At 42.2% G+C, this 25287-nt stretch carries 23 protein-coding genes; 14 read left to right on the top strand and 9 right to left on the bottom strand.

The features are described 5' to 3' along the window. The first annotated feature begins 8 nt into the window (after positions 1-8). Entirely contained in the window at positions 9-1211 is a 1203-nt protein-coding gene (locus V7K61_RS20500; RefSeq protein WP_193948422.1) for a phosphoglycerate kinase, read from the top strand. Positions 1212-1587: 376 nt separating this feature from the next. Here V7K61_RS20500 and V7K61_RS20495 read toward each other — a convergent pair whose 3' ends face one another. Together V7K61_RS20495 and V7K61_RS20490 are read right to left on the bottom strand one after the other, a co-directional pair. After that, the gene (locus tag V7K61_RS20495) at positions 1588-3768 is read right to left on the bottom strand and encodes a serine/threonine-protein kinase (protein ID WP_335056060.1); all 2181 of its coding nucleotides are present in this window, start codon (positions 3766-3768) and stop codon (positions 1588-1590) included. Between the two features lie 85 nt (positions 3769-3853). After that, entirely contained in the window at positions 3854-5545 is a 1692-nt protein-coding gene (locus V7K61_RS20490; RefSeq protein WP_335056058.1) for a serine/threonine-protein kinase, read from the bottom strand. A gap of 135 nt (positions 5546-5680) precedes the next feature. Between V7K61_RS20490 and V7K61_RS20485 the strand changes: the two genes are divergently transcribed. Further along, positions 5681-7237 (top strand): phenylacetate--CoA ligase family protein, encoded by a 1557-nt coding sequence (locus V7K61_RS20485; protein ID WP_335056056.1) that lies wholly within the window; start codon positions 5681-5683, stop codon positions 7235-7237. A 52-nt stretch (positions 7238-7289) separates the two neighbouring features. On the opposite strand, the gene V7K61_RS20480 is transcribed toward V7K61_RS20485, so the two are convergent. After that, complete coding sequence (locus V7K61_RS20480) at positions 7290-8009, bottom strand: transposase (RefSeq protein ID WP_335056054.1); 720 nt, start codon at positions 8007-8009, stop codon at positions 7290-7292. Between the two features lie 91 nt (positions 8010-8100). Between V7K61_RS20480 and V7K61_RS20475 the strand changes: the two genes are divergently transcribed. The 3 genes from V7K61_RS20475 (at position 8101) to V7K61_RS20465 (ending at position 8864) form a co-directional block, all read left to right on the top strand. Then, positions 8101-8262, top strand: coding sequence for a hypothetical protein (locus V7K61_RS20475; RefSeq protein ID WP_335056052.1), 162 nt, complete (start codon positions 8101-8103; stop codon positions 8260-8262). A 67-nt stretch (positions 8263-8329) separates the two neighbouring features. Further along, positions 8330-8608, top strand: a complete 279-nt coding sequence (locus V7K61_RS20470; protein ID WP_335056050.1) for a hypothetical protein — start codon at positions 8330-8332, stop codon at positions 8606-8608. Next, positions 8601-8864, top strand: coding sequence for a type II toxin-antitoxin system RelE family toxin (locus tag V7K61_RS20465; RefSeq protein WP_335056048.1), 264 nt, complete (start codon positions 8601-8603; stop codon positions 8862-8864). Before V7K61_RS20470 ends, V7K61_RS20465 begins: the two co-directional genes overlap by 8 nt. 225 nt (positions 8865-9089) lie before the next feature. Here the strand turns inward: V7K61_RS20465 and V7K61_RS20460 are convergent, their stop codons facing one another. Further along, positions 9090-12203: a HEAT repeat domain-containing protein gene (locus V7K61_RS20460; RefSeq protein WP_335056046.1), complete on the bottom strand. Its 3114-nt coding sequence runs from the start codon at positions 12201-12203 to the stop codon at positions 9090-9092. 160 nt (positions 12204-12363) lie between these two features. On the opposite strand from V7K61_RS20460, the gene V7K61_RS20455 reads away from it, so the two are divergent. The 3 genes from V7K61_RS20455 (at position 12364) to V7K61_RS20445 (ending at position 14911) form a co-directional block, all read left to right on the top strand. After that, entirely contained in the window at positions 12364-12642 is a 279-nt protein-coding gene (locus V7K61_RS20455) for a hypothetical protein (protein WP_335056044.1), read from the top strand. 649 nt (positions 12643-13291) lie between these two features. Continuing rightward, positions 13292-13684 (top strand): hypothetical protein, encoded by a 393-nt coding sequence (locus V7K61_RS20450; protein ID WP_335056042.1) that lies wholly within the window; start codon positions 13292-13294, stop codon positions 13682-13684. Positions 13685-14059: 375 nt separating this feature from the next. Continuing rightward, positions 14060-14911 (top strand): abortive infection family protein, encoded by an 852-nt coding sequence (locus tag V7K61_RS20445; RefSeq protein ID WP_335056040.1) that lies wholly within the window; start codon positions 14060-14062, stop codon positions 14909-14911. A 220-nt stretch (positions 14912-15131) separates the two neighbouring features. Here the strand turns inward: V7K61_RS20445 and V7K61_RS20440 are convergent, their stop codons facing one another. Beyond that, positions 15132-15716: a Uma2 family endonuclease gene (locus V7K61_RS20440; protein ID WP_335056038.1), complete on the bottom strand. Its 585-nt coding sequence runs from the start codon at positions 15714-15716 to the stop codon at positions 15132-15134. Positions 15717-15869: 153 nt separating this feature from the next. On the opposite strand from V7K61_RS20440, the gene fni reads away from it, so the two are divergent. The 6 genes from fni to V7K61_RS20410 all read left to right on the top strand — a co-directional run bounded on the left by fni (position 15870) and on the right by V7K61_RS20410 (position 22051). After that, on the top strand, positions 15870-16919 hold the full coding sequence (gene fni, locus V7K61_RS20435; protein WP_335056036.1) for a type 2 isopentenyl-diphosphate Delta-isomerase: 1050 nt from the start codon (positions 15870-15872) through the stop codon (positions 16917-16919). Between the two features lie 174 nt (positions 16920-17093). Continuing rightward, complete coding sequence (sppA, locus tag V7K61_RS20430; RefSeq protein WP_335056034.1) at positions 17094-18929, top strand: signal peptide peptidase SppA; 1836 nt, start codon at positions 17094-17096, stop codon at positions 18927-18929. 366 nt (positions 18930-19295) lie between these two features. Next, positions 19296-19535 (top strand): hypothetical protein, encoded by a 240-nt coding sequence (locus tag V7K61_RS20425; RefSeq protein ID WP_104909601.1) that lies wholly within the window; start codon positions 19296-19298, stop codon positions 19533-19535. 227 nt (positions 19536-19762) lie between these two features. Beyond that, positions 19763-21361: an Hsp70 family protein gene (locus V7K61_RS20420; RefSeq protein WP_335056032.1), complete on the top strand. Its 1599-nt coding sequence runs from the start codon at positions 19763-19765 to the stop codon at positions 21359-21361. A 5-nt stretch (positions 21362-21366) separates the two neighbouring features. Then, positions 21367-21666 (top strand): type II toxin-antitoxin system HigB family toxin, encoded by a 300-nt coding sequence (locus V7K61_RS20415; RefSeq protein WP_335056030.1) that lies wholly within the window; start codon positions 21367-21369, stop codon positions 21664-21666. Next, entirely contained in the window at positions 21650-22051 is a 402-nt protein-coding gene (locus V7K61_RS20410) for a helix-turn-helix domain-containing protein (RefSeq protein ID WP_335056028.1), read from the top strand. Before V7K61_RS20415 ends, V7K61_RS20410 begins: the two co-directional genes overlap by 17 nt. Before the next feature lie 97 nt (positions 22052-22148). On the opposite strand, the gene V7K61_RS20405 is transcribed toward V7K61_RS20410, so the two are convergent. From V7K61_RS20405 to V7K61_RS20390, 4 genes are all read right to left on the bottom strand, one after another. Beyond that, complete coding sequence (locus tag V7K61_RS20405; RefSeq protein WP_335056026.1) at positions 22149-22712, bottom strand: Uma2 family endonuclease; 564 nt, start codon at positions 22710-22712, stop codon at positions 22149-22151. Between the two features lie 117 nt (positions 22713-22829). Next, positions 22830-23363 (bottom strand): L,D-transpeptidase, encoded by a 534-nt coding sequence (locus V7K61_RS20400; protein WP_335056024.1) that lies wholly within the window; start codon positions 23361-23363, stop codon positions 22830-22832. A 472-nt stretch (positions 23364-23835) separates the two neighbouring features. After that, positions 23836-24351 carry a L,D-transpeptidase gene (locus V7K61_RS20395; RefSeq protein WP_334893176.1) on the bottom strand — a complete coding sequence of 172 codons (516 nt, stop codon included), beginning with the start codon at positions 24349-24351 and terminating at the stop codon, positions 23836-23838. Between the two features lie 113 nt (positions 24352-24464). Then, positions 24465-25097 carry a bifunctional 4-hydroxy-2-oxoglutarate aldolase/2-dehydro-3-deoxy-phosphogluconate aldolase gene (locus V7K61_RS20390; RefSeq protein WP_335056022.1) on the bottom strand — a complete coding sequence of 211 codons (633 nt, stop codon included), beginning with the start codon at positions 25095-25097 and terminating at the stop codon, positions 24465-24467. Positions 25098-25287 lie beyond the last annotated feature (190 nt).

The raw sequence follows: 25287 nt of genomic DNA, 5'->3' as shown, positions 1-25287 counted from the left end.
AGTTTGGTGTGTCCAAAAAAAGTTTAGCAAGTTTATCTTCGGCTGATATCTCTGGGAAACGTGCCTTAGTGCGGGTTGACTTTAATGTGCCTGTGGACGATCAAGGCAACATTACTGACGATACTCGTATTCGCGCCGCTCTACCAACCATCCAAGATTTGACGCAGAAGGGAGCTAAGGTCATTCTCGCCAGCCATTTTGGCCGTCCCAAGGGTGTGGATGACAAATTACGCCTAACTCCCGTTGCCAAGCGTCTGTCTGAGTTACTGGGGCAAGAAGTCATTAAAACTGATGATTCTATTGGTGATGAAGTTGCAGCTAAAGTTGGCGCGTTGCAAAATGGCCAAGTGCTGTTACTCGAAAATGTCCGTTTTTACAAAGAAGAAGAGAAAAACGACCCAGAATTTGCGAAAAAATTGGCAGCTAATGCGGATTTTTATGTAAATGATGCTTTTGGTACTGCACACCGCGCCCATGCTTCTACTGAAGGTGTGACTAAATTCCTCAGCCCTTCTGTGGCTGGATATTTGGTTGAGAAGGAATTGCAATATCTGCAAAACGCCATTGAAAATCCCCAACGTCCTTTAGCGGCAATTATTGGCGGTTCCAAAGTTTCTAGCAAAATTGGCGTAATTGAAACGTTGCTGGAGAAGTGCGACAAGCTGATCATCGGTGGTGGGATGATTTTCACCTTCTACAAAGCCCGTGGTTTGAATGTTGGTAAGTCGTTGGTGGAAGAAGACAAGCTGGAACTAGCGAAGTCTTTGGAAGCTAAGGCTAAAGAACGTGGCGTTGCTTTATTGCTTCCCACAGATGTGGTATTGGCAGATAACTTTGCCCCAGATGCCAATTCTCAAACCGTTAGCATTGAAAATATCCCTGATGGTTGGATGGGTTTGGATATTGGGCCAGACTCGGTGAAATTTTTCCAAGAAGCCCTTGCAGATACCAAAACGGTAATTTGGAACGGGCCAATGGGTGTGTTTGAGTTTGATAAGTTTGCAGCAGGTACGGAAGCGATCGCTCATACCCTCGCCGAAATCGGTAAAACTGGTACAACTACCATTATTGGCGGTGGTGACTCTGTAGCGGCTGTGGAAAAGGTTGGTTTAGCCGACCAAATGAGCCACATTTCCACCGGCGGCGGCGCTAGCTTGGAGTTACTTGAAGGCAAGGTGTTGCCTGGAATTGCAGCTTTAGATGATGCATAAGTAGGGACTGGGGGCTGGGGACTGGGGACTGGGTGATATCATGTCCACTTGATTGCTTATTAAACCCGAAGAACCCCACCCCCAACCCCCTCCCCGCAAGCGAGGAGGGGGCTATGGTGTACCTCATTTGATTAGGAAACGCTATATCAATTTAAATTTGACAGACCACTAAGCTGATGTGCAGCTAAATTGTATAACACGAAAACGTAAAATTATTGTAGTGTGGGCATCTTGCCCGCATCGCATATACAAATTAAATATGCAACAGCTTAGTACAACACGGCGGAAATAAACCAATCACTCCAAATCAACGAAACCCTTATGCTGTATTCATTTTTAATTTTTAATTTTTAATTTTTAATTCCGCCTTGCGTTACTAAGGCGTTGTCTCAGGAGTTGGGATTGGTGTAGGTTCAGGTTCAGGTGTGGAGGTTTCAGTAGGCGTGGGAGTTGGTGTGGGCGTAGGTGTCGGCGTTGGCGTGGGAATTGGTGTCGGCGTGGATGTTTCCGTGGGCGTGGGTGTTGGTAATGGGGGAACTGTGGGATTTTCGGCTGTAATAGTGAGTTGATAATCTACTGGTTTCGTTGCTGTGGAAACTACAACAAACTCATAAAATCCATTTTCTGGTAATTTAGTTGACAAACCACGCTTGGTAGAATCTTCTAAAAATCGGATTTTGCCAGAGGGTGAATAGACTGATAACAAGACTTGGGAATTTGCTTCTAGCTTCAAGTCTAAAGATTGGTCTTTGGCAAGTCCAGCAATGAATACTTTACCACCACCAGGTTGGAGAGTACTGCTGACTGTTTTGCCAGTAGCCCCAGGATCGAAGACAAGTTTCTGGAAAGCGCTACCGTCAAGGATTGCACTGAGTCGATCGCTAACAAATCCGTACCAAACTTGTCCAATGGGCTGACCTTGGAAACTTTTACCTCGCTGCTCAGGAAATACACGTAAGAATGCAGTATCTCCTAAATCATACAAAGAACGACTACCAACGTTGATTTTGTTGACTTCTACTTTCCAGCGATCGCGTTCAGCAGTTGTGTAAGTTCCCAGCTTTTGGCGGGCATTATTACTCAGTGGTGCAAGCTTTTCTAGTAATTCCGAAGCTGTTTTATCCCACTCTGCGCGCAAACTCTCATCTTCAGTCCCATTGCTGAGAGTACGTCCCCGTAAACTGGGATTTCTGTCCCAAAAAACTTGATTCACCAAGTTCACGTAGAAGTTAGAGACAATACCCAACTGTTGACGGCGATCGTTTAATTTTTCTTTGCGTTCTCGTTCTGCTGGCGAATATTGCGCTAAAGGATCGGTTGGTTGTTCGCTAGTTGGAATAGGGCTGGCTGTAGGATTAGGATCGACTTGCCCGACATCTCGTCTGCCATTCAATCCCCACCAAATTAATCCCACACTACCAGCCACTAGCGCCGCCACCAGAAAGGTTTTTGTTGGTGTCCACCAGGAGGAAGAGGGGGAAGATGAGGGATATGAGGGATATGCAGGGGTTGGGGAAGGTGGGGGAGGTGGGGAGACGGCGACGGTGGCGGATGTGGGTTGTGGTGGAGTGGGATATTGAGTTGGCGGATAGTTCGCTGGCGGTGAGTTGAGGGCTTGGAGTACTTGACGGGCTGATTGATAGCGATCGCTTGGTCTAGCAGATAGCATTTTATCTAATACCTGTGCCAAATCTTGACTCAGATTAACTTCACGTCGCCATTGCCAGCTAAGAGTATAGGTATCAATTAATTCTTGGGGTTGTTTCCCTGTCAGTAAAACCAATATTGTTGCCGCCAAAGCATACAAGTCGCTGTGGGGAGATACTAACCCAGTTTGCATTTGTTCTGGGGGTGCAAATCCTATTTTGCCTAATAAGGTTGGTGCTGGCGGAGGTGCAACCATACCGGGTTGGTAATATTCGGAAGCCACAGTTGCTACTACTTGTTTGACACCGCCAAAATCAATTAAAACTGGCAGTTTGTCAACAGTCCGAAGCATTAAATTATCTGGAGAAATATCTCGATGAATTACTCCTAGTGAGTGGATGTATTCCAACACTGGCAAAATTTGCTGGAACAATTGGCGTATTTCTGCCTCTGTAAAGCGCAAACCCTGTTTTATCCGGGTATTTAACAAAGAATTGTAAGTTTCCCCTTCTACATAATCTTGCACCAAAAACAGATATTCTTTGCCCCCTAAATTTAGCCGCAGCAGTTCTCGGAAGCGGGGAATTTGGGGATGTTGCAATTTATAAAGAACACTTGCTTCTCTCTCAAAGAGTTCTTCAGCTTTTTGGACAACGTAAGCGGTTTGAACTTGGGGGGAAAATTCTTTTAAAACACAAAGTTCGCGGAAACGGTTGACATCTTCAGCTAAATAAGTACGTCCGAAGCCACCTTGGCCAATTTGACGCACAATCACATAGCGATCGCCTAAAGTCAGTCCCGGTTGTATACCATAACTCATGGGCGTATCCAACAAATTTTCGCCACACTGGAGACAAAAGCGGCTACCTGGGGAATTTTCATGTCCTTTAGAACAATATATTTTTGTCATTTGTCATTTGTCATTTGTCATTTGTCATTTGTTATTTGTCATTTGTTACTCTTCCCCAGTCCCCAGTCCCCAATCTCCAGTCGCCTTATTTGCCAGATTGTACTTTACTAACTTGATCGGCTGCGATCGCATACCAAATTTGACCAAAAGTTTGTTGATTGAGTTTTCTACGCTGCTGATCGGGAAACAACCGATCGAATTTTTCATTGGTGTCTTTCGTCAACTGATCGATTGTATAGTTCCCAAACTGCCCCGATCGCGCTTGTTGTCTCCATGTATCGTAATCTTTTTGACTGTAGTTCCCCAATTTCCGACGAGCTGCTGTACTGAGGTTAGCCTGTTCTAGTTTATCCAATAAATTATCAGCGATATCAGACCATTCATCTCGTAAACCAGCATCTTCAGGTTTAGATGTCAGGCTACGTCCCTTTAATTCTGGTTTTTTTGTATAAAATAAATCATCTACTGTGCGAATAAAAAATCCTTCAGTAATTTCTAACTCTTGACGACGACTGATAATTTTCTGGAGGTCGCTATTTTTTCCTTTGTCGCCGGCTGGTTTTCCAGTTGGAAACTGTGGGATTTGCGGTAATGAAGGTAATGAAATTGATGGGATAGTGATTGAAGTTACGGCGCGAATGGCTGCATTTCCCGCCGCTAAAGTTAATCCAACTAAAGCCGTTCCCCCTAAACTCATCACAAAAGGGCGAATCCAAACAGGGAAAGTTCTCGGTTTAGCAATCGCTTGCGTTTGCCTCTGGAATCTACTCATAACAGCACTGGCGTGTTGTCTTCCCGGAGCAACTACCATCGTCTTGATCTTGGTCGTAATATAATTACCTGGAGATTTAGTTGCAGTTGTTGATGGTAAATCTCTGAGAATTTGTTCGGCTCGTTGATAGCGATCGCTCGGTCTATAAGCCAGCATCTTTTTTAACACTGCTTCTAGTTTGGGACTAACTTGGATTTCCTTGCCCCATCCCCAAATTCCCTGATAGCTGTCGTATAGTTTCTGCGGTTCTTTACCTGTGAGTAACACTAATGTTGTCACAGCCAAAGAGTATAAATCACTACTAAAAAATGCCTTACCCTGCCGTAGCTGTTCTTCTGGTGCGTAACCTTTTTTACCCAGCAGAGTGTTATTTCCAACCAACTTGGTGCGCCAAAAACCCTGAGAAGCTGGCAATTGCTTAACGCCACCAAAATCAATCAGCACTGGCAAATTATCAGAACGCCGCCATATCAGATTATCGGGAGAGATATCACGGTGAATTACATCTCGTGAGTGGATGTATGATAATACAGGTAAAATCTGTTGCAGGAGGGTAAGTACTTCCTCTTCACTAAAGGTTTTGCCTTGAGTTTCACGCTGTTCTAATAACTGGTAGTAATTATCACCATCCACATAATCTTGCACTAAAAAGAAAAAATCTTTACTGCCTATCTTCACTTGTAGCGAGGCGTGAAAACGCGGAATCTGTGAATGCTGGAGTTTTTTCAGGACATTCGCTTCTCTCTCAAATAACTCTTTAGCTTTTTGTAAATCTTGATTTTCTTGTACTTGGGGTGCAAATTCCTTCAGCACACAGGTTTGATGGGATTTATTGATATCCTCCGCTAAATAGGTGCGTCCAAAGCCGCCCTGTCCTAATTGACGGATAATTTGATAGCGATTATCCACAACCTGTCCCACAGCAAGAGGTAATGGTTCACCACAATGGGTGCAAAAGCGGTTACTACCATTATTTGTGTGTTGTTTACTGCAATAGAGCTGCATGGTGCTGAAGGATAAATTAAGGTTTTATTGAATGACTACAACGCGCATACCCTCATTTTCGGATATTCTACGAATTACGAATTACGAATTATTTTAAACGGTGTTGATTCTACTTCAGGATAAACAACAAGCGTCATGAACGGCAAATCAAGACAGCAGCAAGTAATTAAAGCATTTGAAGATTTTTTGTCTACCCCCCTAGAAACAGTACTGCAAAGGCATCTCAACACTCAAACTTCGGCAGCTTTGAGTTTATTTCACGATGTGGCGGCGAATGTACCTGCCTACAAGGCGTTTTTAGCAGAAAGGGAAATTAATCCCGCAACTATTCAAAGCTTAGAGGAGTTTCAAAAACTACCAGCGATCGCTAAACAAAATTATATACTGCGTTATCCCTTACCTGACTTGTGCCGCAACGGACAACTAGAAGCGTGCGACATGATAGCTGCTTCATCAGGTTCTAGTGGTAAACCGACATTTTGGCCTCGTTTTTTCACAGATGAACTCCAAATCGCCACACGCTTTGAACAGATTTTTCACGATAGTTTCTATACAGATAGCAGACGTACCCTAGCAGTGATTTGTTTCACTTTAGGCACTTGGGTAGGTGGAATGTTTACTACCAATTGCTGTCGTTATCTTGCTAGCAAAGGTTATCTCATCACTGTAATTACTCCTGGTAACAACAAAGAAGAAATATTGCGAGTTGTGCAAGAATTAGGTTCAGGTTTTGAGCAAGTGGTGTTATTGGGATACCCGCCATTTTTAAAAGATGTGATTGATACTGGTATCGCTCGTGGTGTGGAGTGGCAGCAATATCAGATTAAATTAGTGATGGCGGGAGAAGTATTTAGTGAAGAATGGCGGAGTTTAGTTGGCGAAAGAGTTGGTTCGCGAAATCTTTGTTATGATTTTGCATCACTTTACGGTACTGCGGATGCGGGAGTTTTGGGTAATGAAACCCCGTTAAGTATCTGCATTCGCCGTTTTTTAGCAGAAAATCCCGATGCAGCTAGAGCTTTATTTGGGGAATCGCGTTTACCCACACTAGTACAATACGATCCTTGCAATCGCTTTTTTGAAGTTCAAGATGGCGGATTGCTGTTTTCGGGAGATAACGGTATTCCCTTAGTGCGTTATGACATCTTGGATACTGGCGGGATAATTAGTTATGATGCCATGCTGCAATTTTTAGCAGAATGGGGATTTGATGCTGTTGCAGCGTTACAGAATGAGAGTCACAATTCAGAATTCAACACTCCAAACTCAGCACTCAGCACTCAGCACTCGCCTAGAGGTATTCATCAGCTACCTTTTGTTTATGTCTTTGGGCGTTCTAACTTTACAGTTTCTTACTTTGGTGCAAATATCTATCCCGAAAATGTAACGGTGGGATTAGAACAACCAGTAATTCAAGAATGGGTGACGGGTAAATTCGTATTGCAGGTAATAGAAGATGCAGATAAGAATCGATTTTTATCTGTAGTTGTGGAATTAGCAGTAGGGGTAGAGGGTAGTGAAGAGCAGAGACTTGCGATCGCATCTTCTATTCTTTCACAACTGCTACGTCTAAATAGCGAGTTTGCTAATTATGTTCCTGTAGAATATCAAACACCACAGGTTGCATTAGCGCCAATGGGGGATTTTGAATATTTTCCTATTGGGGTGAAACATCGTTATACGCGTCAATAGTACTAGGCGCGATGAATTAGGAATCAGGAAGAAGACGCGATGAATCGCGTCTCTACAAGGGGGGATGGGGTGGTTGTTCGCGATCGCATTCCCAATTGATTGGGTTATTGATGATATATTGTCTAATTTGATCGAGAGCGAATTCATCACGAATTATGTTGTCATGAAACCTTTCTTGCCATCCAAAACCTTCATGGATTTGATTAATTTCAAATGAACATCGTCCTTTGTACCACCTAATAATTTTAGAAAGGGAATTTTTAGACAACATCGGATTAAATAACCCAGTAACCCCACCCCGTTGAATATCCACCCTTGTAGAGACGCGATGAATCGCGTCTTCTTCCTGTGTTTGTGGATTCATCGCGTCTTCTTCCTGTGTTTGTGGATTCATCGCGTCTTCTTCCTGTGTTTGTGGATTCATCGCGTCTTCTTCCTGTGTTTGTGGATTCATCGCGTCTTCTTCTCGTATTTGATTAATAATCAAAATCCCATGAATATGATTAGGCATGACGCAAAACGAATCTATCTGGCAATTAGAAAAATTATTAGGAATCTCGTACCACAATTTATGAGCAATTTCTCCAATTGGCGATCGCTGCATTTCACCTTGCACAACCTCACCAAAAAAGCATTTTTTACCGTAGGTGCAAATAGTAATGAAATATCCGGCATTACTAGCATAACTCCATGCTGGTAAACGGGTTGAATCAACGCGATATTTACCTTTGTATTTAGGTTTGTTATTTTCTGGTTGAGGATCATTATTCATGATTACATCTTTGGTTGATACAAAAATTTATGCAATTATTGCTTTGCATTGATGTAATTGCCAACCCAAAAAACTCGGAATTATTCGCGCTATGTATGTAAATGATGGGAAGGAAGAAGACGCGATAAATCGCCGTCTCTACAAGGGGCGATCGCAAAAACGATGCCTGCGGCGGGCTACGCCTACGCATTCTCATTCTGTTTACAATATCTGTTTTATTAGGGGCGATCGCCTCTGCCTCTGTTTTCCCTAAGATAATCAAAGCACTTGGAAGATTTGATGCATAATAAAAACTAAACTTTGAAATTATGAAGTAGGCAATGAATACTACCGATAATTCTCCGATGGATGATGGGTCATCAGCAGATTTGATCTCTGTCGCAGAGTTACAGCAACAGCTTAATGACTTACTCCAGCAACTATCTCCAGAGCGATTACGGGTGCTGACTGATTTTGCTGCTTATTTGGCAAATGCTGAAAGCGAAGCTGCAACCCAAGAACTTTTGGCAATTCCTGGATTGTTAGAGCGAGTTAAGCAAAATCAAGTAACGCCTAAAGCCGAATACACCGCATGGAGAACTCTTCGCTCTGATGTATGAAGTTATTCTTCATCCCGATGTCCAAGAAGTTTATGTCAATGCTGACAAAGCTTTTGCTAAGAAAATTGCCCGATGTTTGCAGCAGCTAGAACAAACTCCTCGATCGCACCCCAACATTAAAGCCCTGAAGGGAGATTATACAGGCTACTATCGCTACCGAATCGGGGATTACAGGGTCATTTATTCTATAGACGATGAAGTTGTGCAGGTACTTGTTGTGGCGATCGCTCATCGCAGTGAGGTATATAAACCGTAAAGGCGATCGCTTAATCAATTCATCGCGGCGATCAAAAGAGCGATCGCATTCCCATTCTGTTTACGATATTTGTTTTATTAGGGGCGACGCATTCCCTGGATTGCGGAAAGATCAGACGCGATAGATTTACGAGACGCTTACGAGATGCGATGAATCGCGTCTTTACAAGGGATTGCTGCTTCCACATTTCGCTTATGTTTTGGCTGGAGGAAGTATTTTTCTTTCCTACTCTCCATCTTTCACTTTCTCTTGTTGATGCCAAGCTTGATAAAAAGCGGGGTAGGGCATACTTTGGGCGCACTTCCAGATAACTTTGTAGCAATTATCAAATCGCTCAAAGTCATTTTCGTAAGTTTCAGGTGATAAGTAATCCTTCAACACGGTGACAACACTCGGCATTTGTTCCTCTGACATAATTTTCCCTAAGCTAGATGCCGCTAGCGTTAGGGTAGAATAATCCAGTTGTGGTTTGCCGATTAACTCCACCAAAGCATCAATCGCTTTTTGATTGCCAGAACCAATTTGTCCTAAGCTATATGCCGCTTGCCTTCGGGTAAAATCATCAAATTGTGGTTTGCTGATTAACTTCACCAAAGCATCAATTGCTTTTTGGTTGCCAGAGCCAATTTTCCCTAAGCTAGATGCCGCTTGCCATTGGGTATGATCATCCTCATCCAGTTGTGGTTTGCCGATTAACTCCACCAAAGCATCAATCGCTTTTTGATTGCCAGAGCCAATTTGCCCTAAGCTATATGCCGCTTGCCTTCGGGTAAAATCATCCAATTGTGGTTTGCTGATTAACTCCACCAAAGTATCAATCGCTTTTTGGTTGCCAGAGCCAATTTTCCCTAAGCTAGATGCTGCTTGCCATCGAGTATCATGATCCAGTTGTGGTTTGCTAATTAACTCCACCAAAGCATCAATCGATTTTTGGTTGCCAGAGCCAATTTGCCCTAAGCTATATGCCGCTTGCCTTCGGGTAGAATAATTCAGTTGTGGTTTGCCAATTAACTCCAGCAAAGCATCAATTGCTTTTTGGTTGCTAAAGTCAATTTGCTTTAAGCTTTCTGCCGCTTGCCTTGGGGTAAAATTATCCAGTTGTGGTATGTTAATTAATTTAAACAAGGCATCAATCGCTTTTTGGTTGCCAAAGTCAATTTGCCTTAAGCTTTCTGCCGCTTGCCTTGGGGTAAAATTATCCAGTTGTGATATGTTAATTAATTTAAACAAGGCAGCGATCGCTTTTGTACGATTTGTCTGAGATAGTGCTGTCCTTGCTCCCTTTTCGATTGGTTCGAGAAATCCCACCGACTTGTTTTGCTCAACCTTAAACTCGCCAAAGCGCCATTTAACGATTTCCGCCACAATAGCATCTGTGTTGCAAGAATTTTTCCACTCATCAACCCCCGCAGCAGCGAGAAAATAAGCGCGAAACTCGTAAAATCCCCTTCTAACTCTATCAATAGCTCTGCATTCTCCGCACCCATCATCAAATTCCACCAACGCTTGAATAAACTCTTCCTTCTTCTCCTTCCCCACATCGTCACGTCCCAACCACAGCAAAATCACCTCTTTCCACTGCGGGGCAAAAATGCGATAAACGCCTTGCGCGGGGTTGTCGGGAACATGATTCAGAAACTCGTGCCAATCATCGATCGCCAACGCTGCAAAATATTCCTCAAATGTGGGATGGTAGAAAGCGTAAACTTTCTCTTTCGTTGCTGATTCCGCAGCCACTCCAACTTCATTTAGCCATCCCAACTTTAACGCTAACGAAAATAAAGAATTTTGCTGTTTTGCATCACCTAATTCCTCACGCACAAATTTATGCCGTAGCCGAAACCGTGACGTTTCTTGATCAATTGCCCGTTTTGCCAAACGTCCCAACGCAGTGTTTAATTCCTCTTGCTTCTGTTCGGTGGTAGGGAAGCGGTTTTCTTTCCACCTATAAACCTCTTCCACAAACTGCTGATAAAGTCCGGCTTTCGTTTCCGGTAAACCTTTATCGGAACCTTGCCAAGTGCTACACAACAGCGCTAACCGCAAAGGATTTTTAACTAAATCTTGGATGCGCTGACGTTCAGGTTTATCTAATTCCTGCCATAATCTTTCGCCTTTGTCTGCATCCTTATTGTGAAACCAACGCCCAATAAACTCTTGCACTTGTTGCGGATATTCAAAATTGAGTAACCGATACGTCTCAAAATTTTCTAAAGCGTTGGCGTTTGCTTCCCAAACATTCACCCGACAAGTCAGCACAACCCGCGCATTTTTCACCCATCCCGTCAACTGCTGGGAAATCTCAGTTAATGGTTGGGGTGAAGACATTTCATCTGCTGCATCCAACAACAACCACACACGATTATTCTTCAATAAATCTGCAAAAGTGTTTTCCTGTTCTTCTGTTACACGCACCACTTCCAAAGCATTCTTCAGCCAATCTTGCAGCAGATAATTTTTTACACTCTTTTCTTGCTTTTCTTGCTTTTCTTGCTTTTCTTGCAAGTCTGCCAAAGAAATCCAAATTGGTAAACCCAGATTGTTGTTTAATATCCAAAAAGCTATAGTTTGCAACTGAGTAGTTTTTCCCGCACCCGGTTCCCCAATTAAAGCGATGCGGTGTCCTTGAGTTTTACCAACACTATCACGGATAATTTGCTCTAAAAAAGCCTGATGTTCAAATCGCTGCTTCTCTTCATAACTCGGTTCGTAAAGTCGCGAACCTTGTTCTGCGGAAATATCCTCGCTGCACTTCTTCGGTTTGCTACGTTCCACCAATGCTAAAGGGACATGAATCGCCTCTAGCTCAAATTTCATCTCATCATCAGCAAACAGCAACTCATTTGTGGTGAGACGCTTGTGCTTTTCCAGCATAGCGCCGCAGATTTCTTGCCAATCAAACTCGTCTGATTTCTGGGAATTCGCTTGTAAAGCTTTAGATTTTTCTGGTCTACTGGTTTCCCATGCCTGTTCAAATTGATCTAAATTCTTCTTCTTATCCTTTGCCCAGAGTCTCAGCGTGAAGTGCCAACTCTCAACACCCTGAGTTTGGATGCGGTTATCCTCTAGAATCTTCAAAAAGTCTTTCAGCAGATTCAGCGCTTCTTGAATTTGTGTTTTGCTTAAGTTGCTTGGATATTTATCTTTTTCTGTCAGGTATCCCAAAGCTACCTGGGTTGTCTCGATTATCAGTTTCGGGTTGGCACTATTTTCTGCTTCCCACTTGAACTTAATATCAAACTTACTGTCTTCAAATTCCCAATTGGCAAAATCAAGCAAAGCCTCTAAAAGGCGCTTTACCCGTTTTTTTACTATAGGACCGTAAGTATATTTCGGCATGACAGTCAAAAACAAATTCCAAAAAGTTTGGGGCTACCCCTAATTGAATCTACCACCCCAAACCCATGTATTCCTTATTTTGACGAGATTTTATCCGCCTTGATTGCGTTCACCACCCCAAAGAGATGCTGTATTCAACAACTCATTCAGGTGGTACGAAATGAAAAACAAGGGTCAAAATGCAAGTCAAAGAGCGATGTCTACAAAGGTCACTGAGCGCAGCCGAAGTGCGGGCTACGCCTACGCATTCTTGCTAATTCTACAAACAATATTAATTTGCGTGAATGCCGAAAACCGCCTTCAGCAAGGAGACTCACCAATTGAGGTTTTAATCTGGATGATTAACCAGTGTATTCCAGTTCTGAAACAAGCCAGCAGTTTGCAAGAAAAACAGAAAAAGAGCTTGTTATCCAAACATCGCCGTTCTGAGAATCAATAATACCAAAAGCCCCTCTTTGCTTGCAAAGAGAGGCTGTGGCTATATTGGTTGATTTATATAGGAATCCGGTTTAATTGTATGAAAAAATCTAATAACAATTTAATTAATGATTGCAACACATCCTTGGTTTAAGACGCGATGAATCGTGGGATGAAGACGCGATGAATCGCGTCTCTACAAGATGTATGGTCTATTTGTTACGTTTTTCGATTGCGTGCAATCCGGTTGGGATCGGGTTTTTTGATAAAAATTATAATAGATGACAAAAACGCCTTGTAGAGACGGCGATTTATCGCGTCTCTCTTGTTCGTCCACAACACAAGCCCATTCGTCCACAACACAAGCCCATTCGTTCAGAACACAAGCCTATTCGTTCAGAACACAAGTCCATTCGTTCAGAACACAAGTCCATTCATTCAGAACACAACCCCATTCGTCCAGAACACAACCCCATTCGTCCAGAACACGAGCTTATTCGTTCAGAACACAACCCCATTCGTCCACAACACAAGTTTATTGTCGTGTAATTACTGAGCTAGCAATCCAATCTTATTACAAAAAACACCTTTTTTTGCAAGCTTTACTGAACCACTACATTGCTCCATTGAGACACTCTAGAAAGATAAAGTTTAGTAAAAAGTCTGCATTGATGCCACGCCAAAAAAGAAGCTCTACCGTGCTAGAAAAAACCGAACAGAGAGTAATTGGATTTAAATCGATTGATTCCAGCCTCGACTTTGGTGATTCGATCAGCTTAAACCATTTAACCGAGTTAACCGGGCAACTCCGCAACCAGATTGACCAGTATAATATGATGCTAACTGCCATTGACACAGCAAAGGAACAAATAGAAACCCTTGAAAAGACTATCCGCGAAACTTCAGAGCGCTTAGTCAGTGGTGTGGTATTAAAGTATGGCAAAGACAGCCGGGAATACGAGATGACTGGCGGAGTACGCAAAAGCGATCGCATTCGCAAAGCCACCATTACTCGGTTAAAATCCACCGCAGACTCAAAAGCAGCTGCTACACAGACGGCGTAATGAGCAACAAGTAGGCATCATTCACCGTGAATGATGCCTATGTTTGGTGATCGATCACACCTTAGTAGTTAGCTCACCAGCAAACAGGATGCGATTGCTGCCTGTTTCCTTGTTATCTAACAATAAATTACACACTATAATGAATAGCGCGATCAAATGCTTTACTTGGGAGCTTGCGTGTATGCTTACCCGAAACTAAGTGACTGGTGATCGCATCAATGCTTCAATTTCTGCGCTTTCCATGTCTTTAAAATGGCACTTATCATGAAAAAGATTGCATGAAAACTTTCTGTATACTAAATAGTTAGGTGGCTTAGTCTTTGGTGGGGGAAGTACTTTAGAATTGTTAGTCGGGTAATAAAGGTTGGTTGAAGTGTGAAATTATCGGAACAAACAATATCAGCTCTTGGCTCTGTTATTACAGGTGATGGAAGGCGTTCACCTTATCGAACTGGTACACAACTGGTTTCATTTTTTAATCAATTTGGTTCGGAGGATACATACGGTAATGGTTTTCCTTCACGTTGGTATTATGCCGAAGAGAAGTTACGTGAATTCAATGATACACCAACCATGAAAGACATCCTGGTTTCGGCTCTTGATCCTCGTCATTTTCTTGGAAAGGAACTCGATATTAACGTTGCAATTGAACATCTCAACCAATTTCTCGAATTTGATAATTATGAATTACGTCCTGCGGGAAAGAAATGGGAAGTTTATAAATTAGGTCGTTCTCAAATCGAGTTGTCACATCCTTATGAAAATTCGGTTGAGATAACACACATTTTTATCGATGAGCAAATCAAAAAATGTGACAAGAAACTTGCTGAAGGCGATTTTGATGGAGCAATTACTAACGCACGATCTCTCGTTGAGGCAGTTTTGTCTGCAATTGAAAAAGAATTTGATCATAATCCACCGGAGTCTGATGGGAACCTCCCGAAACTTTATAAAAGGGTTCAAAAACATCTTAATCTTTCTCCAGGGCAAGAAAGTCTTGCAGAATGTCTGAGGCAAATCCTCTCTGGGTTAACAAGCATAGTTTCTGGTTTGGCTACTCTACGAAATACGATGAGCGATTCTCATGTCATTTCGTATAAACCATTGGAGCATCACGCAAGATTAGCAGTTAATTCGGCTAAAACACTGTGCGACTTTTTATTTGAAACCAAGGAGTATCAAATGCAAAAGCAGGAGGACAACGCCACCCCTAGTACAGCGGACTGATTGAAGCTGCCTGTGGTGTTGCAAAGGTTGTCGGCGATCGCCGACCAAGAACGTTATAAGCTGACGAGTAACCCTATCGCTTTGGTAGCGATCGCATTCGCAAAGCCACCATTACGCGGTTAAAATCCACCGCAGACTCAAAAGCGGCTTCTACACAGACGGCGTAATGAGCAACAAATAGGCATCATTCACCGTGAATGATGCCCATGTTATCGCAGTTTTATTCCTCAATCAACTCAAAATCTACCCGTTCATAAATATCACGCAAGGTAATTTGAAAATCGATAGAATCTAAGACTAAAACTGCATCTTCACCTTCATATTCCTTAAAAATCCATTGCCCTTCTGCTTGTTTAGTAAATTGTTCCACAGCAAAACTATACTGGTCAATCATGATATATTCTTGAAAACCAGGGATTGAACGATAATATTTAAACTTATCTGTTTTGTCATAATTTTTAGTTGAATTTGATAAGACTTCAACAATTAATAAGGGATTAGTAATAGTTGTTGTACCTGTTTCCTCGTAAATAGGTTTACCTTTGATGACCATAATATCAGGATAAGTATAAATGCGATGACGAGGTATTGATAATTTTACATCCCCTATGTAAATTTCATAATCTTGTCCTTGCACCGTCAGAGGAAATTTTCTATAAAAATTACCTGCAATTTTATTGTGGTTAGTTGTTCCCCCTGTCATGGGTATAATTTCTCCGTCTCTGTATTCATTTTTATATTCAGCTTTCTCTTCTAATTCCAAATATTCTTCTGGGGTGTAGCACTTTTCTGTTTGTAAAACCATATTAATTAACTCATAAAATGAGTGAATGGGTATGTTATCAATAGCCTAACGTACCCTAAAGATAGGGAAAATAAATATTTTTGTTATCAAAAGACGGTTGCAGACAATGTAACAATAGCGATCGCAAGCCAATACTTTTAGCCATACCCACCAGTGAACGCCCCTACCAATATCTCTGCACAAACTCAGAATCGCAAAGCCGATCACATTCGGATCTGTTTAGAGGAAGATGTTCAGTCTCATCAAATCACCAATGGACTGGAACGTTATCGTTTCACCCATTCTTGCTTACCCGAACTCAACCACGACGATATTGATATCAGTACAACTTTCCTGGGAAAAAACCTTGACGCACCCTTGTTAATTTCTTCCATGACTGGCGGAACAGAACAAGCCGCAATCATTAACCAACGTTTGGCCCAAGTAGCACAACACTACAAAATTGCAATGGGTGTCGGTTCTCAGCGGGTAGCGGTGGAAAAACCCCAGGTGGCTGATACTTTCGCTGTCCGCAAGTATGCGCCCGATGTTCTGCTATTTGCAAACTTGGGGGCTGTGCAACTTAACTACAAGTACGGTTTAGATGAATGTTTGCGCGTAGTTGATATTTTAGAAGCTGATGCCTTGATTTTGCACATTAACCCTTTACAAGAGTGCATTCAACCTAAAGGTGATACTAATTTTCGGGGTTTGCTTGATAAGATTTCTATATTATGTTCAAAATTGCCAGTGCCAGTGATTGCAAAGGAAGTTGGTAACGGCATTTCAGCAGCGATCGCCAACAAACTCATCGCCGCCGGTGTAGCAGCTATTGATGTCGCGGGTGCAGGGGGTACTTCTTGGGCAAAAGTAGAAAGCGAACGGGCGGAAAGTCCCTTACAGCGTCGCTTAGGAAATACTTTTGCCGATTGGGGTTTACCGACGGCAGAGTGCATTACAACTATTAGAGCGATCGCTCCAGATGTGCCTTTAATTGCTTCAGGAGGTTTGCGTCATGGATTGGATGTTGCAACTGCGATCGCCTTGGGAGCAGATATAGCTGGTTTAGCAATGCCTTTCTTGCAAGCAGCAGCAACATCAGAGACAGCAGTTGCAGAACTGGCTGAAGTATTAATCGCTGAAATCACCACAGTCTTATTTTGTACTGGCAATGCCACCTTGTATCAGTTAAAGCACTCTGGCAGTTTACAGCGCATAGAATAGGTAAATAGGTCATTTGTCATTTGTAAATGCCCAATGCCCCTCAAGAGTGTTGAGTAATGAGTAATGAGTAATGAGTAATGAGTGGGAAATCTCACTTTTTTACTCAGAACTGGCTCAATGCCCCGCTACCGCTAACGAAACTGTTTTACCCAATAACTAATAACTAAATAACTAATGCGTAATTTTATCAAACAAACTTTTGCTAGTTTAGTTGGCACTTTACTAGGACTAATTATTTTCGGTGGTTTGGGAACCACTGGACTGTTCTTGCTGATATTGGCTGCTAGCTCGTCTAAAGATACTGGGCCAAATGTGAAAGATAAGTCAGTGTTGGTTTTTGACTTGTCAATGAAAATTACTGATAGCGAACCTAGTTCCGGGGAACTGTTTCAAAACACAATATCAGGTGTTGATGAAGATAGGATGGCACTCCGCAAAGTTGTGGAAACCTTGGAAAAGGCACGGCGCGATCCGCGCATTGTCGGCATCTATATAGATGCAACAAATGCCAGCCAAACTGGTAACGTCGGCTATGCCTCCCTGAAAGAAATTCGGAAAGCGCTAGAGGAGTTTCGCGCTGCGGGGAAAAAGATTGTAGCTTATGGCAGTGATTGGAGTGAAAAGGAATATTACGTTAGTTCAGTAGCAGATTCCATTGTCCTTAATCCTCTGGGAATGATGGAAATCAACGGTTTGAGTTCACAACCAATGTTCTTAGCGGGAGCATTACAGAAATATGGCATTGGCGTTCAAGTCGTGCGAGTCGGAAAATTTAAAGGGGCTGTTGAACCATTTATTCTCAACAAGTTGAGTCCAGAAAACCGCGAACAAACTCAGAAATTGTTGGATGATGTTTGGGGAGAGTGGCGCACTGCTATAGGCGCAAGTCGGAAAATTGAACCCAATAAGTTGCAAGCGATCGCAGATAATCAATCCTTACTAGAAGCCACACAAGCCAAAACTAGCGGTTTAGTCGATCGAGTACAATACCCCGATGAAGTTGTCGCTGACCTGAAAAAGCTGACAAATAGCGATAAAGAAGACAAAACATTCCGACAAATTAGCCTGAATAGCTACGCACAAGTTTCTGGTAAATCTTTGGGTGTAGAACGTAACTCCAAAAATCAAATTGCCGTTGTTTATGCTGAGGGCGAGATTGTCGATGGTAAAGGAGAAGATGGACAAGTAGGAGGCGATCGCTTTGCCAAAATCTTCAACAAACTACGACAAGATAAGGATGTGAAGGCTGTTGTCTTACGAATTAACAGTCCTGGTGGTAGCGCTACCGCAGCCGAAGTCATGCAGCGAGAAGTGAAATTAACTCGTGAGGTAAAACCAGTTGTAGTATCAATGGGTGATGTCGCCGCCTCTGGTGGTTATTGGATTGCTAGCGACTCAAATCGCATTTTTGCCGAACCAAATACCATTACAGGTTCCATAGGGGTGTTTGGGATCTTATTCAATGGGGAAAAACTGGCCAGTAATAATGGTATTACTTGGGATTCAGTGAAAACCGCACGCTATGCTGATAGTCAAACAGTTTCGCGTCCGAAATCGCCTCAAGAGTTAGAAATTTATCAGCGCAGTGTTAACCGGATTTATAATATGTTTCTGAATAAAGTTTCTCAAGGTCGGAAACTCCCAGAACAAAAAGTAGCAGAAATTGCTCAAGGAAGGGTTTGGTCGGGTGTGGCGGCCAAAGAAATTGGTTTGGTGGATGAAATTGGTGGTTTGAATACTGCGATCGCATACACGGTAAAGCAGGCGAAATTAGGAGACGACTGGGAAGTGCAAGAATATCCTCGCACTAGCAGTTTCGGAGAACGCTTTTTTGGGCGTGCAACAGAAGAAGCGCGAACTGCTTTCGGGATTGAGGGTACGCAACTCAAACAATCCAATCCCCTCACCGCTGAATTTCAGAAATTACAACAGGAAGTAGAGATTCTGCAAAAGATGAACGATCCACAAGGGGTATATGCCCGCTTGCCTTTCAACTTGAAGATTGAGTAGATGCTTTTTTGAGCATCAGTGGTCAAAACTCAATACAGTTCAGATAAACCCAAAACACAGATTGTAGAGACGCGATTTATCGCGTCTTCTTGTTTATCGCGTCTTGTTTATCGCGGTGAGGCGCATGAGTTTGCCTCATCAGCCATAAACCAGCTGACATTTGCTGCCCAGATGTGTAAAGTAGTTGAGAGTCAACTACAATTTCCAACCTTTGACAGAATTTTAGATTTGGAATTTTGCTAAAGCAGCCCGATTAAACAGTGGCTCAAGTATGGAAAAATCTAAAATTTTTTATCCAAAGCAAGTGTATTTACATACCGATCCAATTTAAAGTCTAAAATACAAAATTGAGTTAAACATCCATCTATGGCTAGAAAAACACAACGCCTTTTGCTGCTAATTGTTTCTTGTAGTATCACTGGTGTAATTTTAGGAGGTACTGCTGGTTGGGCAGAAAGTAGTCTCTGCTTAGAAGACAGTAAGGTTACAAGTGAGTGCCTAACTCAAGATCCATTCCAAAAAACTATCCAAGGGATGAGTACCGGATTGTTAGCTGGGGCTGGGGCAGCTTTTGGTGCAGTCTGGCAGTTACGGAATGAAGATTGAGCTTACACCAAGAGTTAGGAGTTAGGAGTTAGGAGTTAGGAGTTAGGAGTTAGGAGTTAGGAGTTTCGCCAAATCATTTTTTGCGTAAGTGTAGCCCAATCTAGGCATCGCATTGTTGATTTTCTTAAACTGCCCTTAGATCATTAATTGCATTGTTGGTGGGTTATGGAGAATAATCACAAATAAAGCAGCTTTGGCATCTTCGTGCGAGAGAATAAATATAAAATATGGCGATCGCAATCGATTTTGGTACTAGCAACACAGTCATTGCTCGTTGGAACCCTGTAACCCAGCAGCCAGAAACCCTGACTCTACCAGGTTTATCAATTAAACAAAGTCTCAATCCGCCACTGATTCCCAGCTTGGTTTATGTTGAAGACGCAGCCCAAAATAAAGTCTTAGTCGGGCAACAAGTACGCGATCGCGGTTTTGACCTCAAAGGCGAAACGCGATTTTTCCGCAGCTTCAAACGCGGTATTGGTGCAAATATTCAAGGTTTCTTACCCGAATTAGATGGGCAAATTGTCACCTTTGAACAAGTAGGGCAATGGTTTCTCACCAAAGTAATTGAACAACTAGCACCCCTGGAAGGTGGCTTAGATTCTCTCGTGTTAACCGTACCCGTAGACAGTTTTGAAGCTTATCGTCACTGGTTGGGAAACGTTTGTCAAGCTCTCCCCGTGGAACAGGTGCGAATGCTGGATGAACCTACAGCCGCCGCCTTGGGTTATGGTTTGGCAGATCAAGAAATTCTTTTAGTGATTGACTTTGGTGGCGGTACTTTAGATTTGTCCCTTGTCCGGTTAGATCGAGGTGTGCAAGCAACCACCAAACCGCTAGGATTTATCCTGAAGTGGGGTAATAAGTCTCTGGCTGAAGATTCAAAACAAAAAGTTAAAACAGCCCGTGTCCTGGCGAAAGCTGGGCAAAATCTGGGCGGTACTGATATTGATAACTGGTTAGTAGATTACTTTGCCAAAACTCAAGAGTTGGCGGTAAGTCCCTTGACAACACGATTGGCAGAACGGGTAAAAATTCAGCTATCAACTCAAAACCAAGCTAGTGAAGTTTATTTTGATGATGAGACATTTGAAAGCTATGAACTAGAACTAAACCGCGATACTTTTGAAAATATCCTCAAAGAACACGCCTTTTTTGAGTTACTCGATGAATCAATGACGACACTGTTACAGCAAGCAAAACGCCAAGGGATAGAACTTCCTGATATTAATGCAGTTTTGTTAGTTGGCGGAACAGTGCAATTGCCAGCAGTGCAGACATGGATCAAACAGTATTTTGAGCCAGAAAAAATCCGTTGCGAACGTCCCTTTGAAGCGATCGCTCAAGGTGCATTACAGTTAGCCCAAGGCATACAAATCAAAGACTTTCTTTACCATAGTTATGGTATCCGCTACTGGGATCGCCGCAATCAGCGTCACAAATGGCATTCTTTAATTAAAGCTGGACAAGCATACCCAATGAGTCAAGCAGTGGAATTAGTCTTAGGCGCTTCTGTAGAAAATCAGCCCAGTATTGAACTAATTATGGGAGAATTAGGAGCAGATACAGGTAGTACTGAAGTTTATTTTGATGGCGATCGCTTAATTACTCGCCGTATGGACAATAGTGAAACCAGCGTCAAACCTCTCAACGATCGAGAAGGTGCGAAGACAATTGCCCAACTGACACCAGCCGGATATCCTGGAAGCGATCGCATCAAAATTCTCTTTCAAGTTGATGAACAACGCTTTTTGCGAATCACCGTTGAAGACTTGTTAACGAATGACACACTTTTAGAAAATCAACTCGTGGCACAGTTGAGCTAGATATAATGCACATCATCAGTCGTAAAAAGCTGCGCGGATTTTGCCAAAATTATGCTGATTCCTGTGATGCACTTAAAAACTGGTACAAGGCTGCCAATAAAGCTACATGGAATAATCTTGCCCAGGTACAAGCAGTTTATCCTCAAACAGAAGCTGTTGGTAATTTTACTGTTTTTAATATCAAAGGCAACAAATACCGTCTGATAGTTGATTTGGTTTACAGTGACCAAATAATTTATCTTAAATACATTTTGACGCACGCAGAATACGATAAGGATAAATGGAAAAATGACCCTTACTTTTAACCGTGAGACTTATGCTAGTTTGCTTGCTAAATATCAACCCAAGGTTATTAAAACAGATGAGGAAAACGAGCAAGCTATTACACTAGCTGAGGAACTGTCTCATCGAGTTAACCGAACTTTGGAAGAGTCGGCATTATTAGACCTGTTGATCGCTCTGATAGAAAAATATGAGGATGAGCATTATTCAATGGGAGAATCAACAGCACACTCAATGTTCCTCCATCTAATCGATGCTCAGAGTGTTAAGGAAGCTGAGTTAGTAGCAATTCTTGGTTCAAGAGAGGTTGTTTCTGAAGTTATGAGTGGAAAACAAGAAATTACTCAGGAGATGGCTAAGGTCTTAGGGAACTTTTTTCACGTTGATACTAGTTTGTTTGAGAATTAGGCAATGTCTACGAAGGTCACTGAGCGACTTGCCTTGAGCGAAGTCGAAAGGAGCCGAAGTGCGGGCTACGCTTTTTCTCATTCCAGCCGAGTTATTTCTATTTGCCCATTTTTAACCAGCCAAAAACTTGATTGACGGTTAACGCAAGTTCAATTTCTGGAAATACAGGCAAAAAATCTTCTCCCTGGAGTAGCACTGGCTGCTGCTCTGGTAGAAATACCAAAATACTGAGGTCATCAGGGTCAAGAAACCATCCTAGACGACTACCATACTTCAGACAGTGAAGAATGTTCCCAATTACTTTGTTAGGTTTTTGTTCTGGCGAGAGAATCTCAATCGTCCAGTCTGGTGAAAGTTCAAAATTATCGGGTACTTCATCGTCAACTGTGAACGGTATACGTTCCCACAGAAATACAGCTACATCAGGTACAATTGAACGTCCACCAAAAGTACACCGTAATTCGGGAAATCCATAGGCAATCTTCTTATTCTCTGTGACTTCATTGATAACAGCACAAAGCTTGCCTTGTAAGCGGCTGTGTCTCCCTTTTGGCATTGGCTTTTGAATAATCTCTCCGTTAATATATTCACTCGCAGGCTTTGTTTCTGGGAGCTTCAGAAACTCTTCCAATGTGAGAGGTTGAGTAATTATGACGCTCATAGCTCCTGAATCCCTTGAAGATTGTTTTTAGTCTAGCAAGATGTATAGACAGGTGCTTAACTCCATGAACACACCCGTCTATACATCAAAGGAAGAATTGCAACTCTTAATTACGAATTATTTCCGCACCACTACTAAAGTTCCTGTTGAAGCCCAGTTGTAAAGATTACGGGCTTGCTTAACAGGTAAATTTACGCAACCGTGACTGACTGGAGTCCCAAAACGATTATGCCAATAAGCTCCGTGAATGGCATACCCTCTGTAAAAATACATTGTGTAAGGAACGTCAGGAATGTTGTAGCCTCTGCCTCGCATTCTGTTAATACGATACTTAGAATTAATCCGAAACCTACCTATGGGTGTAGGAGTCGCTCGCTTACCTCCAGAAATGCGATATGAATGAACAAGTTTATTACCTTCCCATGCACGTAAACGTTGCTCTGACAAATCAATTTCAATCCAGCGAGGTTGGCTAATATTATCAGATACAGTGATGCTGTTTTCATCGACTGACATGGCTGTTGCTGTAGTCGAGTTGGGTGTACCTGTTAACGGCGATGACCAAGAGAATAAAGTCACCACCATCAGCGCCACGCCTGTACAAAAAGTTCCTGAAGAACGAATTCCACCACTGCGAATCCAGGATTGCATTATGCCTCACCTTCTAAACTACGCAAAAATCATGAAGTGAAGTAATTTTCTGGAAAACTACAAATTTCCAGAAAATTACTTGCTTTCTGTGCAGGATTTACGCAGTTCATCTTTTATTTGTCACTTGTCATTTATTCTTGGTTAAATGATGAGTAATGACCAATACTTCGACTACGCTCAGTACAAGTGACTAATTACAAAGGACAATCTTTACAAAAATCTGTCATTTAAATGCTTAAATACAAACTTTCCCCAAATTTATGTTTGCATTTGTAATTTCATAGAGGAATTGTCAGGATTTCCGCTTATTTTTTGGGCAAATCGTTAAATGCCCTTCTCTAGATTTTATTTCAAATTCAGTAATTCCGACTCCGAAGATTCCCAGCATAAAATATTGCTGGGAATCACTTAATTGTCTTGATTTGTTGTTATTTATAATTTTACCTAAATTGCCTTTTGGCTACTTCACCTACTATTTATGAATGACTATTGGTGTCCCTACCGATGCCCACTCAAATAGCCATTTTGCATGTTTAGGTGCGATATTCACACAGCCGTGGCTCACTGGAGTGCCAAATCTCTTATGCCAGTAAGCTCCGTGAATAGCGTAATTACCTTGGTAAAACATCGCATAAGGAACGTTGGGAACATTGTAGTTTTCTCCCTGCATCCGCGTAGTTTTAAATTTGGATTGAACCCTAAAAGTACCAACAAGAGTAGGAGTGGCTTTTTTGCCAGAGGAAATAGCACTTCCATAAACAACTTTGTCACCTTGCCAAGCTATTAATCTTTGCTTGGAAAGATCAATTTGAATCCAGCGCTGATTTGATTGTTGTAATGTCTGGATTTTTTGTGCAATTACTTGAGTTTTGGAATTCGCCCAAACTTCACTGGTTCCAGTAGTAGTAAAAACACTTAGGGACAGTACCGTACCAGTGAGGATTATTTGTAAGCGACGCACCCAGTCAGGAGAAATTTGTCTTTTCATTTTAGATACACTCACACTCAAATCATGGGGTCTTGAGAAACTTATCAGGTTTCACCTTTATTTCCATATCTATTACTTTAATAGACGTGAATGTTTGATAATTTGATTCTAAGTTAACCTAACTGTTGCATTAGGTTTTTTGCCTGAGTTGCGATCGCTGACCAATTTCCCTCTATGACAAGCTTTTTAGGAAATAATTCCCCGCTCAAACCGACAGCGATCGCTCCAGCTTGCAAAAATTCTTTGGCATTTTCTAGAGTCACGCCGCCAGTAGGAATTAAGGGAATCTCACCCAGCGGCCCTTGCAAACTTTTGATATAGTTAGTCCCTCCCACTGCCTGCACGGGAAACACTTTTACACAACTAGCGCCCTGATTCCAAGCGGTAACAATTTCTGTAGGAGTCATAGCTCCTGGTATAATAGGCACATTTTTTTCTTGTGCTGCTTGAATCATTGCCGGATCGACGTGGGGTGTGAAGAGGAATTGCGCCCCAGATGCGATCGCTTCTTCTAGCTGCTGCACATTGAATAGCGTACCAGTGCCAATGATACAGGCTGGTAATTCCGAACGTAGTTGACTGATTAATTCCCCAGCGCGATCGCTATTCCAGGTAATCTCAATTAGCTGCATTCCCCCAGATGCTACAGCCATTGCCATTTGCTGTCCCAATTCGATTTTGGGGGCGCGGATGACTGCGATCGCTCGATGTTTTTGCAACTGTGATAACCAAATTTGATTAGGCATTTTAACTGGGAATTGGGGACTGGGAGTAGGGACTCGGACTAGAGAATAGTTTTCAATCTAGTAAATACCTAATTTTTAATCCTAATGCCCAATCCCCGATTCATAATTCCCTTAAAACTTGCTTCTTGCATCAAGCTATGAGATATTACATATAAATAACATAAAATCTATCGTATTACCGTAGTTTAAG

The sequence above is a fragment of the Nostoc sp. genome, assembly GCF_036918015.1.
GTDB lineage: Bacteria > Cyanobacteriota > Cyanobacteriia > Cyanobacteriales > Nostocaceae > Nostoc.
Note: the sequence above shows the minus strand (reverse complement) of the source record. Positions and strands in the feature narration are given on the sequence as shown.